This window comes from Asanoa siamensis (assembly GCF_016862555.1).
In the GTDB taxonomy this organism is placed as follows: domain Bacteria; phylum Actinomycetota; class Actinomycetes; order Mycobacteriales; family Micromonosporaceae; genus Asanoa; species Asanoa siamensis.
The window spans coordinates 18,294-35,284 of record NZ_BONE01000082.1 but is presented as its reverse complement, the minus strand read 5'-3'; the positions used below and the strand labels follow the sequence as shown (position 1 = coordinate 35,284).

General features: G+C 72.3%; 15 protein-coding genes and 2 tRNA genes. 1 reads left to right on the top strand and 16 read right to left on the bottom strand.

Features of this window, described 5'->3' with window-relative positions:
* Positions 1–399: 399 nt before the first annotated feature.
* Positions 400–951, top strand: coding sequence for a TetR/AcrR family transcriptional regulator (locus Asi02nite_RS33720; protein WP_203718071.1), 552 nt, complete (start codon positions 400–402; stop codon positions 949–951).
* Here Asi02nite_RS33720 and Asi02nite_RS33715 read toward each other — a convergent pair.
* The 16 genes from Asi02nite_RS33715 to Asi02nite_RS33640 form a co-directional block, all read right to left on the bottom strand.
* Complete coding sequence (locus Asi02nite_RS33715) at positions 948–1,589, bottom strand: hypothetical protein (RefSeq protein ID WP_203718070.1); 642 nt, start codon at positions 1,587–1,589, stop codon at positions 948–950. The two genes, Asi02nite_RS33720 and Asi02nite_RS33715, sit on opposite strands and share 4 nt — an antisense overlap.
* 233 nt (positions 1,590–1,822) lie before the next feature.
* The gene (gene gltX, locus Asi02nite_RS33710; RefSeq protein WP_275410424.1) at positions 1,823–3,217 is read right to left on the bottom strand and encodes a glutamate--tRNA ligase; all 1,395 of its coding nucleotides are present in this window, start codon (positions 3,215–3,217) and stop codon (positions 1,823–1,825) included.
* 86 nt (positions 3,218–3,303) lie between these two features.
* Entirely contained in the window at positions 3,304–4,581 is a 1,278-nt protein-coding gene (locus tag Asi02nite_RS33705) for an MFS transporter (protein ID WP_203718068.1), read from the bottom strand.
* Complete coding sequence (locus Asi02nite_RS33700; RefSeq protein ID WP_203718067.1) at positions 4,568–5,884, bottom strand: GH1 family beta-glucosidase; 1,317 nt, start codon at positions 5,882–5,884, stop codon at positions 4,568–4,570. Before Asi02nite_RS33700 ends, Asi02nite_RS33705 begins: the two co-directional genes overlap by 14 nt.
* A gap of 61 nt (positions 5,885–5,945) precedes the next feature.
* The gene (locus Asi02nite_RS33695; protein ID WP_203718066.1) at positions 5,946–7,007 is read right to left on the bottom strand and encodes a winged helix DNA-binding domain-containing protein; all 1,062 of its coding nucleotides are present in this window, start codon (positions 7,005–7,007) and stop codon (positions 5,946–5,948) included.
* Positions 7,008–7,024: 17 nt separating this feature from the next.
* A complete protein-coding gene (locus Asi02nite_RS33690) occupies positions 7,025–7,780 on the bottom strand; it encodes an isocitrate lyase/PEP mutase family protein (protein ID WP_203718065.1) in 756 nt (251 codons plus the stop codon).
* 40 nt (positions 7,781–7,820) lie between these two features.
* Positions 7,821–8,645, bottom strand: coding sequence for a GNAT family N-acetyltransferase (locus tag Asi02nite_RS33685; protein ID WP_203718064.1), 825 nt, complete (start codon positions 8,643–8,645; stop codon positions 7,821–7,823).
* A 551-nt stretch (positions 8,646–9,196) separates the two neighbouring features.
* Positions 9,197–9,268 (bottom strand) — tRNA-Val (locus tag Asi02nite_RS33680).
* 26 nt (positions 9,269–9,294) lie between these two features.
* Positions 9,295–9,759, bottom strand: a complete 465-nt coding sequence (locus Asi02nite_RS33675; protein WP_203718063.1) for a hypothetical protein — start codon at positions 9,757–9,759, stop codon at positions 9,295–9,297.
* A 25-nt stretch (positions 9,760–9,784) separates the two neighbouring features.
* On the bottom strand, positions 9,785–11,413 hold the full coding sequence (locus Asi02nite_RS33670) for an alcohol dehydrogenase catalytic domain-containing protein (protein ID WP_203718062.1): 1,629 nt from the start codon (positions 11,411–11,413) through the stop codon (positions 9,785–9,787).
* A gap of 80 nt (positions 11,414–11,493) precedes the next feature.
* Positions 11,494–12,630 (bottom strand): epoxide hydrolase family protein, encoded by a 1,137-nt coding sequence (locus tag Asi02nite_RS33665; RefSeq protein WP_203718061.1) that lies wholly within the window; start codon positions 12,628–12,630, stop codon positions 11,494–11,496.
* Positions 12,631–12,723: 93 nt separating this feature from the next.
* Entirely contained in the window at positions 12,724–13,377 is a 654-nt protein-coding gene (locus Asi02nite_RS33660; protein WP_239127392.1) for a hypothetical protein, read from the bottom strand.
* A gap of 192 nt (positions 13,378–13,569) precedes the next feature.
* Positions 13,570–13,641: transfer RNA gene (locus tag Asi02nite_RS33655), tRNA-Val, on the bottom strand.
* 34 nt (positions 13,642–13,675) lie between these two features.
* The gene (locus Asi02nite_RS33650; RefSeq protein WP_203718060.1) at positions 13,676–14,140 is read right to left on the bottom strand and encodes a peroxiredoxin; all 465 of its coding nucleotides are present in this window, start codon (positions 14,138–14,140) and stop codon (positions 13,676–13,678) included.
* Positions 14,140–14,574, bottom strand: coding sequence for a DUF3052 domain-containing protein (locus Asi02nite_RS33645; protein WP_203718059.1), 435 nt, complete (start codon positions 14,572–14,574; stop codon positions 14,140–14,142). The genes Asi02nite_RS33650 and Asi02nite_RS33645 overlap by 1 nt, the downstream gene beginning before the upstream one ends.
* Before the next feature lie 145 nt (positions 14,575–14,719).
* Complete coding sequence (locus Asi02nite_RS33640; protein WP_203718058.1) at positions 14,720–16,969, bottom strand: thiamine pyrophosphate-dependent enzyme; 2,250 nt, start codon at positions 16,967–16,969, stop codon at positions 14,720–14,722.
* Between the last annotated feature and the right edge of the window lie 22 nt (positions 16,970–16,991).

The window sequence follows — 16,991 nt, the reverse complement described above, 5'->3', positions numbered from 1 at the left end:
GCGCCGCGCTTCCCGCGCGCCCGCGCCGCGCTTCCCGCGCGCCCGCGCCGCGCTTCCCGCGCGCCCGCGCCGCGCTTCCCGCGCGCCGTGCTCACGTGGGGTGCCGCGCTTCGCGCGTGCCGCGCTTCCCGCGCGCCGCCGGGCGTCCGCGCCGCGCCGTGCCGCGTGTCGTGCCGCGCTTCCCGCGCGCCGCGGCGGGCTTCCGCGCCGCGCCGCCCCCGCGCCTTCCCGTCTGCTTCCGCTTTCGTGCATTTGCGGTCCGTGCATTCGCACACCGCCGCGCCCAAAACGAGATCTTGGTAGAAGATGTCGCCGGGGGCGGCAGTTGGTTACCTAGATCGCGCGGCGGGCCTCAGGTGCTAGGGAGCGCAGCGTCCGCGATGTAGATTTTGGCCCGATATGGATGAGAAGCAGCGGCTGATTGTCGACCAGGCGATCGCGCTCGCCGATGAGAGTGGGGTCGAGGCCGTTTCGATGCGGGCCGTGGGGCAGCGGCTGGGGCTTTCGCCAATGGCGCTCTATCCGTATCTGCGTAGCAAGGATGCTCTGCTCGACGCCATCGTGGAGCGGCTGCTCGGTGAGCTGCTGACCATGGCCGACGGCGACGGTGGCTGGCAGGACCGGCTGCGGGCCGTGTCCAAGGCCGTGCGGGCGCTTGCCCGGCGGCATCCCGGCGCGTACCCCCTGATCATGTCGCGGCCCGGTGCCACCGCCGAGTCGCGGCGTCTCGACGATCTGATCGAGGAGATTCTGCGTGCCGCCGGTGTGCCGGCCGACGAGGTGCCCAGGCTCGAGCGGCTGATCTCGACCTTGATGCTCGGCTTCGCCAACTCCGAGGTCAACGGGCGCTTCGGGGCCGGACCGGCGGGCGGCGACTGGGACAGTGAGTTCGCGGCGGATCTCGATGACGAGATCCGCCTCATCGAAGCGGTGATCGCCCGCTCGGGCTAGCGGGTGCGGTGCCGGATGATCAGCGCGACGCCCGCCACCAGGAAGGCCAGGACCAGGACCACGCCGCCGTTGAGCAGGACGAGTTGGCGTAGCTCGGCCAGCAGCGTGTCGAGGTCGCGGCCCGTGGGCAGGGAGTCTTCGGGGATCACGCGGGCGCCGCCGCCGATGCCGCCGCTGATCACGTCGGGCTTCTCGGGGATCGGGGCGCCGGCGATGCGGAGGGCCTCGGACATCGTCATGCGGCCCAGGAACCAGGCCGGGCTGGCCTTCTTCTTGTCGGGCTGCGCCGCCGGGCGGAAGGCCTTGGGGCCGCCGCTGGCCATGGGATAGAGGTCGTACGCGAACCGCGGCTTGTTGTCGTAGTGCACGACCACACTGAACTTCCGGCCCAGGCTCGCGGTCTTCGGCGCGCTGATCTGGCTGCCCGTGCCGCCGAGGAAGCTGACCTCTTTGAGCAGGTCGTTGAAGAGCTGCGGCTTCTCCTGCGCGGTGACGCTGATGTCGGCCATGCCCTCACCGGTGATGGTCACCGCGGTGGGCTTGGGTGCCTTGGGCGCCTGACCGGCCACAGTGGCCGGACGCGGCCCGGCGAGCGCCGGAGCCGCCGCGGTCGCGGCGAGCACGAAACCCGCTGCCACCACCAATAACAATCGCCTGCTGACCGATCGCCCCACCACCGTCCTCCTCGCCCCGTTCCGATGGCTGGCTGGTGCTTAATGCATAGACTCCGCGACCGGCCGGCAGGTTGCACCTGACCGTCGGGTTATTTGCAGCTTCTGCCATCTCGGTGACACTCGTCGGAGGGACACCGCCGTGATCATCGGCTGGCCGGCATCGTAACCGGCGGGCGCCACCCGATGGGGACCGGGGATCAGAGCTTGGCGCGGGCCGCGCGGATCCGCGCGAGGGTGCGCTCGCGACCGAGCACGGCGAGCGACTCGAAGAGCGGCAGGCCGACGGAACGCCCGGTGACGGCGACGCGTACCGGTGCCTGCGCCTTGCCCAGCTTCAGCCCCCGCTCCGCGCCCACCTGCTCGAGCGTGTCCTTCAACGCCCCAGCCTCCCACTCGGACAAAGCCTCGTAGGCCGACGCCGCGGCGTCGAGCAGGTCGGCCGCACCGTCCTTCATGGCCTTAGCCCACGCCGCCTCGTCGACGGCGGGCTCGGCCAGGAACAGGAAGTCGACGTTGGCCACGATCTCGCCGAGCACCGCCACCCGGGTCTGCGCGAGCGGCGCCACCTGCGCGAACGCCGCCGCGTCGAACTCGGCGGGCGACCACGGCGGCGCCGGGATCGTCGCGGTGCCGGTCAGCCACGGCTGGCAGGCCGCGATGAACCCGTCGACGGTCAGGGCGCGGATGTATTCGCCGTTGAACGCGCGCAACTTCTTCTCGTCGAAGAACGCGGGGGACGGGTTGACGTCCTCGAGGCGGAACTCCTCCTCGATCACCGACCACGGCACGATCTCGCGGTCGTTGCTCGGCGCCCAGCCCAGCAGCATCAGGTAGTTGCGCATCGCGTCGGCGAGGTAGCCCTCGTCGCGGTAGGCCTCCAGGGCGACCTTGTCGCGCCGCTTCGACAGCTTCTGCCGCTTCTCGTTGACCACCACCGGCACGTGCGCCCAGATCGGCGGCTTGACGCCGAGCGCGTCCCAGAGCAACTGCTGCTTGGGCGTGTTGGGCAGGTGTTCCTCGGCCCGGATCACGTGTGTGATGCCCTGGGTGATGTCGTCGACGACGTTGGCCAGCAGGAACACCGGCGAGCCGTCGGCACGGGCGATCACGAAGTCTTCGATCTTCGCGTTCTCGAAGGTCGGCTCGCCGCGGATCAGGTCGACGACCCTGGTCTCGCCCTCGTCGGGGGTGCGGAAGCGCAGGGCGCGGCCCTCGCCCGGTCCGAGGTTGCGGTCACGGCAAAAACCGTCATATCCGGCGTACGAGTTGCCGGTGCGGGCCTGCACCATCTCGCGGGTGCAGTCGCAGTAGTAGGCCCGCCCGGCGCTGTAGAGCCGGCCGGCGGCGGCCCGCTGCTCGTCGGCGTTGGCGGACTGGAAATAGGGGCCCTCGTAGGAGCCCCGCGCGATGCCGATCCAGTCGAGCGCGGAGAGGATGCCCTCGGTCCATTCGGGCCGGTTGCGCGCGGCGTCGGTGTCCTCGACCCGCAGCACGAAGGCGCCACCGTGCTGCTTGGCGTAGATCCAGTTCTGCAGCGCCGACCGGGCGCCGCCGACATGGAACATTCCCGTCGGGGATGGGGCGAACCGCACGCGTACCGTCACGCCGTCAAGCGTACGGGCGCGCCCGGGGCGCTCCGCCACCAGGTTTCCCGCTGCCATTTGTCCGGTTCGGGCGCCTACGGCACCGAGCGGATCTTGCCCACCAGGACGCTGCCGAGCAGCGTGACGGCGGCGGTCACCGCGTACAACGTGGGATATCCGCCCAGGTAGACCACGATCCACGCGGCCCCGAACGGGCCCAGCGCCTGGGGCGCCGAGTTGGCGATGTTGATCACGCCGAGGTCCTTGCCCCGGCTGGTCGCCGCCGGCAGCACCTGGGTGATCAGCGCGGCGTCGACCGCCAAATAGGCCCCGTAGCCGGCGCCGAGCAGCACCGCCGCCACCGCCGCGGCCGCGAAGATCGGCCAGATCGCCAGGATCAGCGCCGCCACGGCCATGATCACGCCGGACCAGACCACGAAGATCTTGCGGCGCCCCGAGCGGTCCGACAGCCGCCCGGCCACCACGGCCGTCGCCATCATGCCCGCCGTGTAGAGCAGGATCAGGATCAGCAGCCCGCCCTCGGGATCGGCGTGGTGCACCCCGTCCTCGAGGAAGTAGAGGAGATAGAGCGTGCCCAGCGCGTTGCCGACCTGCACCAGGAACCGGGTGCCCCAGGCCCAGGCGAAGTCCGGGTAGCGGCGCGGGCTGATCCACATGCCGCGGATCAGCTCACGCCCGGACAGCGGCGGCCGGTGCTCCCGGGGCAGCGGGTCGTCGCCGGTGAGCAACGCGAACGGCAGCCCGAGCAGCAGCACCCCGACCGCCACCGCGACATAGCCCGACATGTTGCCGGTGAACACCGTGGTGACCAGCACCGCGCCGACCACCAGGCCGAGCGCCTGCGGGATGCCGGCCCAGCCGGACACGCCGCCGCGCTGGTCGACCGGAACCCGGTCGGGCAGCGCCGAGGTCAGCGCGGCCAGCATCGCGTTGAAGCAGGCCTGCGCGGCGACCCAGGCCAGCGTGACGCCGAGGATCGTCCTCTGCTGGGAGAGCGCCACCAGCGACAGCGCGCCGAGCACCGCGCCGCCGACCGTCCAGACGTGCCGGCGGCCGAACGCGCGCCCGCCGATCGTCAGCGTCGTGCGGTCCGAGAACGCGCCGGCCAGCGGGTTGGCGACGATCGCGGCGATCGCGCCGAGGCCCATCGCCCAGGCGAGCATCGTCTCCTTGTCGTCCGGCGCGATCGCGGCGACCTGGTTGGGCAGCAGGATCTGGATCGGCGTGAAGAACGCCATCCAGAGGCCGAGGTTGGCGGAGAAGAGCAGCGCGATCCAACCCCGGCGGACCCGGACGGCCGGCTCGGCGAGCGCCGCCGGCAGGGCGGACGCCTCCGGGTCAACCGTGGTCACGGATGCGCTCCCGCAACCAGGCGAAGGAGCTCTTGGGGGTACGCGCCTGCGTCGCGAAGTCGACGTGCACCAGCCCGAACCGCTTGGTGAACCCCTCGGCCCACTCCCAGTTGTCCAGCAGCGACCAGACGAAGTAGCCGCGGACGTCGACCCCGTCCGCCCGCGCGGCGTGCAGGGCGGCCAGGTGGGCGTCGAGGTAGGCGATCCGCTCCGGGTCGTCGCACGTGCCGTCGGGGGCCACCACGTCGTCGTACGCGCAGCCGCTCTCGGTGACGTAGATCGGCGGCAGCGCCGCGCCGTACCGGCCGTGCAGCCCGACGAGCAACTCGTGCAAACCGTCGGGGGCCACCGGCCAGCCGAAGGCCGTGGTCGGGTAGCCGTCCAGCGGGACCATCTCGAACGGCAGCGGGCTGCCGTCCTCCGGGCCGCGTACACCCGTGGGGTTGTAGTAGTTGACCCCCAACGCGTCCAGCGGCGCCGCGATCACGTCGAGGTCACCGTCGCGGACGACGGACAGGTCGGCGGCGCCCTCCGGGTAGCCGAGGCCGAGCAGCGGATCGGTGAAGACCCGGTTGTGCAGGGCGTCGTAGGCCGCCGCCGCGGCCAGGTCGGCGGGCGCCTGGCTGACCGGCCGGGCGGGGGAGTAGTTGTTGGCGATCGCCACCGGGCCGGCCGAGTGGTCGCGCAGCGCGGCGGTGGCGAGCCCGTGCCCGAGCAGCTGGTGGTGCGCCACCGGGAACGCGCCGAAGAGCAGTTGCTCGCCGGGTGCGTGGGTGCCCAGGGCATAACCGAGCGACATGTGTACGAAGGGCTCGTTCAGCGTGATCCACATGCTGATCCGGTCGCCGAGGCGCTCGGCCACCAGCGCCGCGTAGTCGCCGAACCGGTGTGCCGTCTCGCGGTCGAGCCAGCCGCCCTTGTCCTGCAGGTGCTGCGGCAGGTCCCAGTGGAACAGGGTGGCGACGGGCGCGATGCCCGCCTCGAGCAGGGCATCGGTGAACCGCTCGTAGTGGTCGAGGCCCCGCTGGTTGGCGGGGCCGGTGCCGTCGGGCTGGATCCGGGGCCAGGCGACCGAGAAGCGGTAGGCACCGACGCCGAGGTCGCGCAGCAGCGCGACGTCCTCCGGGTAGCGGTGGTAGGAATCGGTGGCGACCGCGCCGGAGGTCCCGTCGACGATACGGCCGGGCGCCGCGCTGAAGGTGTCCCAGATGGACGCGCCGCGCCCGTCGGCGGCGACGGCACCCTCGATCTGGTAGGCGGAGGTGGACACTCCCCAGAGGAACCCGCCTGGCAGCTCCGGCATCCAGCCTCCTCGAGTCGTTACCGGCCGGTAAGCCGAAACTGGCTCGGACTGTAGCCCCGGATCAGCCGCCAGTCGAGAGTTTGGTCACTGCCTTCCGTACCGTCGCCGGGAGTGTCCCGAAGGTGGTGATCTTCGGCTTTCCGTCGTCTCCGGGCTCCCAGACACCGCGCACCCAGCCGTCGACGACGAGGGTGGGGGAGATCCAGCCCTGCGGCCGCGAAACCGCGCTCCTGTGGCCCGCGGCGCCGATCTTCTCGAGCTGGCGGGTGCTGCCGGTGATGTAGGGGTCGAAGGCGGGCAGCAGCGCGACCGCCGACGTTGATCTGGTGGCGAGGCCGGCCAGGTCGGCCAGGTGTTCCGGTGGGAGGAACGTGGTCTCGCCGTCGAGGTCGACCTCGGCCAGGTCGAGCCGCTTGAACGCCTTCTTCGCCCGGGCCGGGGTGAGGTCGAACCAGCGGGCGAACTCCTCGGGCGCGGCGGGTCCGTAGGCGCCGAGATAGTCGCTGACGAGATGGTCGATCGCGGCGTCGGTGTCGGCCTGCTCGGTGCCGCCCAGCCACGCGCGCGGCGCGACGAACGTGACGTTGCGGCCGCGCGGTGGGCCGGAGCAGAGCAGACCACGGAAGGCGGCCGGCTTGAGCAGCGTGCCGAAGCCCTGGGTCAGCCGGTCGCGCAGGTCCTGGTGGCCGGTCGCCGTGATGATCGCGTCGGCGAGCTCCTCGCGGGTCAGCGGCTCGGCGCCCAGCACGTCGGGGAGGGCGGCCAGGATGTCCTGCAACTGCTCGGCGGTCACGTTGTTGTAGCGGAGCCACGAGTTGGTCGTCTCGCGCGTGCGGGTGGACATCGCCGCGACCCAGACCGGGTAGTCGTCGGCCGGGATCAGGTGCAGCGTGCCCCGGGCGGCCCAGGTACGCACGAGCGTGCGCTGCTCGTACAGCAGGCTGTCGAGGGTGGTGGCGCTCCTGGTGCGCAGCCCGGTCGCCGTGACGGCGGACGCGGCGACCTGGGCGTGCACACCGACGACGCGGCGCGCGACGGCCACGGGGTCGGTCGCCTTGTCGCCGGCGAGATGGTGCCGGCGCATCCGCCAGCGGAGCACCTGATCCCATGTGACCGCATGCATGTAACCACTTTGTACGGTTACTGCCCCATCAGCATCTCGATGTCCGCGACGCTCGGGGTGTCGCCGTCGAGCGCGCCGTAGGTGCCGGTCGTGAGCAGTTCGCGGGCGGCTCGACGGGTCGCGGCGTACGCGGCGAGGGTGATCGCCGGCCCGACGCTGACCCGGGCGACGCCGAGGGCGACCAGGTCCGCGACGGCGGGTGAGCCGGGGCCGGCCATGACGTTCAGCGGCACGGGCAGGGCCTTCGCGAGGGCGGCGATGGTGTCGGCGTCGGTCACGCCCGGGACGAAGATGCCGTCCGCGCCGGCCTCGACGTAGGCCGCGGCCCGGTCGAGGGTCTCGTCGAGGCGCCTCTCCGGAGCGCCGATCCCCAGCAGGTACGTGTCGACGCGGGCGTTGAGGAACAGGTCGGTGCCGGCGGTCCGGCGGGCGGTCGCGATCCGGTCGGGCTCGGCGTGGATGCCGTCCTCGATGTTGACGCCGACGGCTCCGGCATCGACGACGCCCTTGACGGTGCCGGCGACGTCGCCGTAGCCGTCCTCGACGTCGGCGGTGACCGGCACGGACGTGGCGGCCACGATCCGGGCCACCATCTCGAGCGCCGCCGCCCGGCCGATCGCGCCACCGTCGCGGTGGCCCAGCCCCCAGGCGACGCCGGCGCTGGTCGTGGCGATCGCGACCGCGCCGGCCCGCTCGATCAGCTTGGCGCTGGCCACGTCCCAGGCGTTCGGCAGCACCAGCGGACGGCCGGACCGGAAGAGTTCGTGTGTCATGCGACCCAGCCAACCGTTTCCGGCCGGCCGGGTCCGGCGGCTATCGGACCTGAACGTCGGGACGCCAGACCCACTCGGGGCGGTCGTAGAGCGGGGTCAGCCCGGCGCGGGCCATGTTGTTGAGCGACGGGTTGCCGCCCTCGGTCCGCGGTTTCCCGGTCTCGGAGACGACCCAGCGGCAGCCGGCCCCGGCGGCGTGCGCGGTGCGGGCGGCGATCAGTGCGGCCTGGACGCCGCGGCGGCGGTGCGTCTCCCGCGTGGCGGCCGAGTTGAGCTGGCCTGCCTCGCCGTTGACGTAGAGGGCGGCCACGGCGACCATCTCGGCGCCGTCCCAGGCGGCGAACGCCTGATAGTTCCGGGTACGGGCGGCCGCCGCGGTGACGGCCGGGAAGTCGGGTCCTGGCACCCCGAACAGCTCCCAGACGAGCGCCGACCAGGTGTCGATCTCGTCGTCACCGACCGGCCCGACGCGCAGGTCGGTGCTGGCCGGCTTCACGGCGTCGACCTCGCCGGCGAACTTCACGGTCGTGCTGCCCGGGATGAGTCCGTGCGCGGCGACGATGTCGTCCCAGTCGGCCGGCAGCAGGTGCGGCGGGATCTGGAAGGTGCATGCCGGGCTGCCCTGCCGCCGGTGGAAGTCGAGCACGCCGGCGACCACGCGTGCCGTGACCGGCTCGGTGATCCCGAGCCCGAGGACGCGGTTGAAGTGCCCGCCGGTCGGGTCGTCGCGCAGCGAGATCACCACGCCGCCGCCGATGTGCTCGACGGCCATGCCGAGCGCCGCCCGCGCCTGGTCGGGCGTGACCGCGCCCAGCAGTTCGGTGACCTCGGCCTCGACACGTTCGGCGATCGTCGTCAGATCCATGCCGCGAATCAAAGCCGCCGCGTGTTACGCCTGGTGAACCGCTCCCACGAATGTGATCGAGATCGCCGCGTCTCCGATCCGTAACGATCGCCGCCGGCAGGCCCGGTTTCCCGCATCGGCCCCGCGGCCGCGGCCGGCCGCTCCTAGCGTGCCGCGGATGAGTCTCCCGAACCGTCGTTGCCGGGCCATCACCCGCAAGGGTTTCCGCTGCCCGATCGGCCCACGCCCGTCCGGCCTCTGCCACGTCCACGACCCCGCGGTGCAGTGCGGCGCCCCGAGGCGGGCGGGCGGCCGCTGCGGCACAGCCACAGGCGGCGGCCGCTGCCGCGCCCACCGCCACACTCCAGCCGAAAACCACCCCATGCTCCCGATAGACCCCTGAGGACGGTGGACGCGTCAGGTGACAGCCGACGCGACGTCCTGCCCTCGCGCATACCGCGCACGGCGCCCACCCACCGTGGGGCCTCCGGGGGTCGCCCCCGGAATCGGAATCACGAATGGCTTCCTAAATCGTGGCCGCGCCAGCGGACATGATTTAGCAAGCCATTCGGTGGGCGCGGCAGGTTTCGAACCTGCGACTTCTCGCTTGTAAGGCGAGTGCTCTACCGCTGAGCTACGCGCCCCCACCGGCCCACCGTAACGGTCGTCGTCAATGGTGGCTGGGGCTCTCGATGCCGCGTTCGGCGAAGGAGGCGGCGACCCGGTCGAACGTCTCGACCGCGAGATCGTGCCGCGCGGCGGCCTCCGTCAGCGGCAGCTCGAGCTGCGGGTCGAAGCCCCGCAGCCCCGTCAACCGCTCGACCGCCGCGCCGAGCCGGTAGATCGAGTCGACGACGGCCCGGGCCCGCTCGGCGCGGTGCCAGTAGGGAACCGAGATCGCCGCCTCGCCGGCGTAGTAGCTGAGCTGGATGCCGGACGGCTCGTGGTCCAGCTCGTACGAGTCCTCGCTCTCGAAGACCTCCACCTCGCCGAGCTCCTGCCGGGCGGCCGCGAGCAGCTCCGCCCACACCTGCGCACTCGGCGCGTCGCCGTCCTCGGCCTCTTCGGCGGCCGCCATCGCCTCTTCCCAGGACTGGTCGTCGGTCTTGGGCAGGAACGTCAGGTCGTAGCTCATGGCGCCGGAGAATACTGTGTGGCGCTCAGATCAGCGCGCGCAGCAGCTCCTCCTCGGCGGCGACCGTCCAGTGTCCACGCTCCAACCGGGCCGCGACCCCGGGCAGCACGCCCGCCAGCTCGGCCAGCGGGGTCAGCGGCAGCGGCCGGCTCAGGTTGGGGAAGATCAGCACCTTGCCGCCGAAGCGGTTCTCGGCCACGGCACGCAGCGCTTCCGGCGCACCGTCCAGCCCGGCGACCGCGGCGACCGACCGGTTCGGCTGGAGCACGCCAGCCTCGATGCGGTCGCGGGCCCGGCGCAGGTCGGCGACCGACGAGCCGCTGGTGCCGACGGCACGCACGCCGCGGTGCGCGACCGCGGTGACGTCCCACGCGCACAGCGTTCCCGGCGGCAGCCCGGCGAACAGGTTGATCACTCCACCGTCGGCCAGGTGCTCGAACGCCGCCTCGACGGCCCGCGCGCTCGGCGCCGCCACCACGACGTCGTCGAAGCCGAGCCCACCGGTCGCCTCGTTCAGCCGCTTCGCCAGCGTCTCCGCGTCGCCGCACTCCCGCTCCGAGAGGAACGTGACCGTCGGCGGGGTGAAACCGCCGAAGGTGTTCGCCGAGCGTCCGCTGCGGTCGCTCGCGATGATGCTCGCCGGCGCCCCGTCGCGCTGGAGTGCGCGCCGCAGGTGCATCCGGCCCATCGGCCCGCCGGCACCCAGCAGCCAGAGGCGTCCGCCGGGGGCGAGCTCGGTGCGGATCGGCGTGTACGCGGCCGAAAGGTCCTGGTGCGCCGTGCCCATCAGGGCCAGCCCGTCGTAGTGGAGCCGTCCGACGTCGACCCGCACGGGCCGCGGCAACGGCGCGACCGTGACCAGGGCGCAGGTGCCGTGTGGTGCCAGCGCGGCCAGGGCGCGTTCGACGCGGTCGGGATCGGGCCCGAGCACCACGGCGTCGTCCACGGCGGCCTGCGGTGGGCCGGCGACCACTTCCACGCCGGACGCGTGCGCCCACGCGCGTACCCGTTCGGCGAAAATGTCGTCGCGGACGTCGAGGTGCACCCGGTCGGGGCGCCAGCCGGCCGCGGCGCCCAGGTCGGCCCCGGCGCCGTCGCCGGTCAGCCACACCGTGCCGCCGGCCTGCCAGGTGCTGCGGTAGGAAGCGGCGTAGGCGGCCTCGACGCAGGCCCAGGGCTCGGCGAGCGCCGCCTCGGCATAACCGGTGCCGGACCGCACGGGTACGAGGTAGGCCAACGCCTCCGCGCCGAGCACGGCGTACTGGGCGAGACCGCCGGGCAGGTCGTACCCGTACGCCCGGGCGACCCCGCCGACGGTCATGTCGGCCTGGACGACGAAGCGGTCGCCGGGCGCGTACGCGTCGCGCAGTCGTGGACCCACGGCCGCCACCGTGAGCGACACCTCGTGCCCGGGGACGACTGGAAACCGCCGGACGCGCGGATGGTCGAGGCCGAGTCGCGCGATCTTCGCGTCGGAGGCGCACAGGCTGACGGCGTCGTGCCGCACGAGCAACTCGTCGGCGCCCGGCACCGGCAACGGCTCGGCCGCCGGCGGTTCCAGGTCGGACAGTCCCGGGCCGGTCAGTCGCCACAGGCTGTGCTGCTGGGGGAGCGGCCCGGCCGCTTTGCGGTAGTCGTCCAGAAGGTCACCCACGGCCGAAACGTAATCCATCTGCGGCGGCGCCGACCCGAAGCGCCGAAAATTGCGCCGTTCGTGACCGGCATCGGCCCGTTCTACGGACGGACGGGTCGGAAGAACGCGCGCAGTTCCTCGGCGTACACCTGCGGCTCTTCGAACGGGGCGAAATGGCCGCCGCGCGCGGGCTCGGTGACGCGCACGGTGTTGGCGACCCGGTCGAGCCAGGCCCGCGGCGGCCGCACGAGGTCGGCGGGAAACAGCGAGAAGCCGGACGGCACCTCGACGCGGCGGGCGTGCTGGGCGGCGGGGATGGCGCCGTTCGCGCGGTACATCCGCATGGCTGAGCCGATCGTCCCGGTGAGCCAGTAGATGGTGACGTTGGTGAGGATCTCGTCGCGGGAGAAGGCGCGTTCGACGTCGCCGCCGCAGTCGCTCCAGGCACGCAGCTTCTCCACGATCCAGGCGGCGAGCCCGGCCGGCGAGTCGGTGAGCCCGACCGCGGCGGTCTGCGGCCTGGTCCGGTGCATGGCGGCGTACGCGCCCTCCGTCATGCCCCAGGCCATGGCACCGTCGAGGAAGTCGCGCTCCTCGGGAGCGAGATCGGCGCGGTCGCCGACGTAGACGGGCAGGCCGGCGTCCATGCGGTGCACGGCGACGACCCGGTCGGGGTGGTCGAGGGCCAGGTAGCGGCTGACCCCGCTGCCGATGTCACCGCCGGCCGCACCGAACCGGTCGTAGCCGAGATCGCTCATGAGCCGCGCCCACAGCCCGGCGACCGCGACGGTGTCGGGGGCGGTCCCGGTGGGCCGGGCGGAGTAGCCGTACCCGGGCATGTCCGGCACCACGACGTCGAACGCATCGGCGGGATCGCCGCCGTGCGCACCCGGATCGGTCAGCAGCGGAATGACCTTGGTGTAACGCCAGAACGAGTCGGGCCAGCCATGACTGAGCACGATCGGCAACGCGGGGGTGTCGGCGCGGGCATGGACGAAGTGGACGTGGTGCCCGGCGATATCGGTCGTGTAGCGGGGCAGCCGGTTCAGCGCGGCTTCCTGAGCGGGCCAGTCGAAGCCATCGGCCCAGTAGGCGACAAGATCGCGCAGGTACGCGACATCGGTGCCCTCCGACCACCCGGCGTCCTCGGGCGCGTCGGGCCAGCGGGTCGCCCGCAACCGCCGGCGAAGGTCGTCGAGAACATCGGCCCCGGTACGCGCCACGAACGGTTCAGGCATGCCCGGAACGCTACGGGAAAGGCGGGACCGCGCGGCCGTGGCTCAACGGAAGGATCTTGGCCTCCGCGACCGGTGGGGACTGCCTACACTCCATCACCGCCAGGCCGTGGCGCATTGCTCTATCCAGCCCGTCAGGTCGGGCACGTGGTCGAGCGTGAGCAGTGAGTAGGGCGGGCAGCCCGCCAGTGGCGTGACGTGTGCGAACGCGTGGTCCGGTGCGAAGAGCAGCAACCGCCCGTCGGTGCGGTGCGCCAGCGTCAGGTTCCCGTTCGCCTCCACCGCGACCGCGTAGTAGTCCTCCGGGCGCACGGGCAGGGTGAGGCCGTTGTCCTCCCAGAGCCACGCGTAATCCGCGAGAACCTCGGCGACCCCTACGCGGGTGGCCTCGACCGTGAGCACCTCGTTCTGGTTGGTCCACCAGGTGTCGGGTTCGCCGAACCGCTCGACGATCCCGCCGCACACCTTCCAGAAGCTCTCGTGCGCACCGGAAACAGCGCCCACGTCCCCGTCCTGAGGCGGGCGGCACAGCCACCCCCGCCGCTCGTCCGCCGCCCCCCACGCCAGCAACTCGTAAGGCTCACCACCCACGGACACCGGCGTCACGGTCGTGGCGGCGAGCAACGAGGAGAGTGCCGGCAACCCGTCGACCGCCCCGCGCGTCCACGCCCGCGAAGCACCCACCTCGACGGCCTCACCAGGCCGGAGAAACCAGGAAACCTCCCGCAGGAACCGGCCCCAGTCGCTCACCGCACAGATCATGCCAGCCGGCGCCCGCGCGAGGGCAGGCCCGACGCTGACGTCGGGTCTGATCTCGCCGCAGAACCGCGGACCGCACCCACCAGACCGTGGGGCCTCCGGGGGTCGCCCCCGGAATCGGAATGCCGAATCGCTTCCTAGTCCGTGGCCGCGCAGCGGACACGGACTAGCAAGCGATTCGGGTGGGCGCGGCAGGGTTCGAACCTGCGACCCCTCGCTTGTAAGGCGAGTGCTCTTCCGCTGAGCTACGCGCCCCGGACCGGGCGAAGCTTACCCGACCAGGTTTCTGTCAGCCGTCGTCCAGGGAGGCCACCGCGGACAGCCACACGGCCGTGTCGCGCGCCGCGCCCGGTCCCTGGTGCTCCGACCATCTGATCACGCCGGCCCGGTCGATCAGGAACGTGCCGCGGTCCGCGAAGCCCGCCGTCGTGTTGAAGACCCCGTACGACGATGCCACCGCGCCGTGGGGCCAGAAGTCCGACAGCATGCGCAGCGACCACGACTCGCGGTCGAGCCAGACCTTGTGGGCGTAGACCGAGTCGACACTGATCGTCAACACCTCGACGCCGGCCGACGTGAACGATGGCAGCGCCTTCTCCAGCGCCGCCATCTCGCCGCCGCACGTCCCGGAGAAGGCGAGCGGATAGAACACCAACAGGACCGCGCGGGACCCGGCGTACGACGAGAGTCGTACCTCCTGGTTGTTCTGGTCCTTGAGCGTGAAGTCCGGAGCCGGCGTGCCGACCAGCGGCATCACTTCTTGCGGGACCCGCGGGGCACCACGAGCCTCGCCGCGGTCCAGTCCTTGCCGGCGTTGACCGTCGACGTCTGCTGCAGGCCCGCCGTCGGCGCGAGTTCGGTGACCTCGCTCGGCTCGACGTGGCCGTCGCGACCGGCCTTGGGCGTCAGTAGCCAGACGACGCCGTTGCCGGCCAGTGGTCCGAGAGTCTCGACGAGCATCTCGAAGAGGTCGCCGTCGCCGTCGCGGTACCAGAGGAGCACCGCGTCGACCACCTCGTCGGTGTCTTCGTCGACCAACTCACCGGCGCGGTCGGTCAGGGCATCGCGGAGATCCTGGTCGACGTCGTCGTCGTACCCCATCTCCATGACGACCATCCCCGGCTCGATGCCGAACCGGTCCGCCAGGCTCTTTACGCCGTCGGCGGCCTGACCTGCGGTGGCGCTCACTGTTGCGTGCCTCCCTCATTCGGTGTAGTTCCCGCAAAGTCCACACAGTCGGCGGCTCGCGCGCAAGTGGCGCACCGACCGATCCGGGCTCGATTTTCCGGCGAGCCGGATTCGTTACTCGGACTTTCGGGTCCCCCGGGGAAATTTACCGTGCCAGGAGGGCTCGGGCACCCTGAGTGATCGCATCCTCTGCCACCAGGACTTCTCTGGCCGCGGGACCGAGCGGGACGAAGGAGTCGACGGACGCGATCCGGCTAACAGATCCGACATATCCGGCGTCGACCAGGGCCGCGAGAACGCCCTCTCCGACCCCGCCTGAGCGTCGTGTCTCGTCCACGACAAGAACGCGGCCGGTGGCCGATGACTCGCGGATCACATCGGCCACGGGGAGCGGGGCGAGCCAGCGCAGGTCGACCACGCGCGCGCCGATGCCCTCCTCCACGAGCCGGGCAGCGACCCGCAGCGACATCCGTACGCCGTTGCCGAAGGTGATGATCGTCAGGTCCTCGGCCGAGCCGACGTGGTAGACCCGGGCGCGGCCGATCGGCACGTGGGCGTCGGCCCAGGACGACGGCGCAAGGTACGGCGCGAGCCACTCGTTGTCGCCGTCCTCGTAGAGGTCACGCGTGTGGTAGAGCGCGATCGGCTCCAGGAACACGCAGACGCTGCCGTCGACCGCGGCGGAGGCCAGGCAGGTGCGCAGCAGCGGCGCGGCGTCGTCGGCGCGGGCCGGCACCGCCACCACCAGGCCCGGGATGTCGCGCAGCACGGCGACCGAGTTGTCGTTGTGGAAGTGCCCGCCGAAACCCTCCTGGTACGCGAGCCCGGCGATCCGCACGACCATCGGGTTGCGGTAGGCGCCGCCGGAGAAGAACTGCATCGTGGCGGCCTCACCGCGCAACTGGTCCTCGGCGTTGTGCAGGTAGGCCAGGTATTGGATCTCCGGGACGGGCAGCATCCCGGCCAGCCCGGCGCCGAGGCCCAGCCCCAGGATCGAGGTCTCGTCGAGCAGCGTGTCGAAGACCCGGGTCGCGCCGAACCGCTCGCGCAGGCCCTTGGTCACGCCGTACACGCCGCCCTTGGCCGCCACGTCCTCGCCGAAGACGGCCATCTTGGGGTTGGCGGCCAGGCCGTCCGCGAGCGCGGCGTTGATCGTCTGGGCCAGGGTGAGCGGGCCGGCGTCCTCGGGGAGCCGCCCACCGAAGGCGGCCGCGCGGTCCGTGGTCGCCAGACCGGACAGGTCCGACACGGTACGGGCGACCCGCACCGGCCGCCTCGGCGCCAGCGTGGCCACGACCTCGCCGGGACTGGTCAGCTTCGGCTCGCCGAGCACCTCCTCGGCGACCTTGCGCACCTGCCAGCCGACCTCGTCGTAGCGGGCGAGCACCTCTTCCGGGCTGGCCAGCCCGGCCTCGACCAGCAGCCGGGCGGTCGCGACCACCGGGTCGCGGGCCAGGTCGCGGTCGAGGTCGGCGGCCGGGCGGTAGGCCACCTCGGCGTCCGCGCCGGCGTGCCCCATGAACCGGACGGTCCGCAGGTGCAGCACGGCCGGCTTGCGGGTGCGGCGCACGTACGCGGCGGCCTCGGCGGCGGTCGCGTACGCGCCGACCGGGTCGGCGCCGTCCGCGGCGAAGTAGCGCAGGCCCGGCTTCGCCCGCAGCGTCTTCTCGACCCAGCCGTCGGGCGACTTCACGCTGATCCCGATGCCGTTGTCCTCGCAGACGAACAGCACCGGCAGCCGCAGCCCGGTGTGGTCGATCCAGCCGGCCGTGTTGAAGGCCGCCGTCGCCGTCGCGTGGTTGGTCGAGGCGTCGCCGAACGAGCAGACGACGATCGCGTCCGCCGCCCACGGCGTACCCGGATCGCCGTTGCCGTTGACCTTGCGGAGGCGCTCGATCGCGAACGCCGCGCCCACCGCGCGGGGCAGGTGCGAGGCGATCGTCGAGGTGGTCGGCACGACGTGGTGCGCGGCGTTGCCGAAGACCTTGTGCCGGCCGCCGGCGATCGGCTCGCTGGCCGACGCCACCACGCCGCGCAGCACGTCACGGGCGGTGTCGGCGACCGGGTCGGCGGTGCCGCCCTGTGCGACGCGCGCGGCGTAGAAGGCGCCGGACCGGTAGTGCAGGAAGGCCGGGTCGGTGTGCCGGACGGCCGCGGCGACCACCGCGTCGCTCTCGTGCCCGGCGGACCCGATCGTGTAGAAACCCTCGCCGAAGCTGCGCAACCAGCGCGCGGCCAGGTCGAGGTGGCGGCTGGTGAGCTGGGCGTCGAACACGGCGCGGGCCAGCTCGGCGGGCATCCCGTCGGGGAGGCCGGCCGAGCCGGGAGCGAGCTCGCCGACCGCCGACCGGAACCGTTCGTCGAGATCTTGCGGCGTCGTCACGACGAAAAGCATTACCGACCGACACCACTCACGG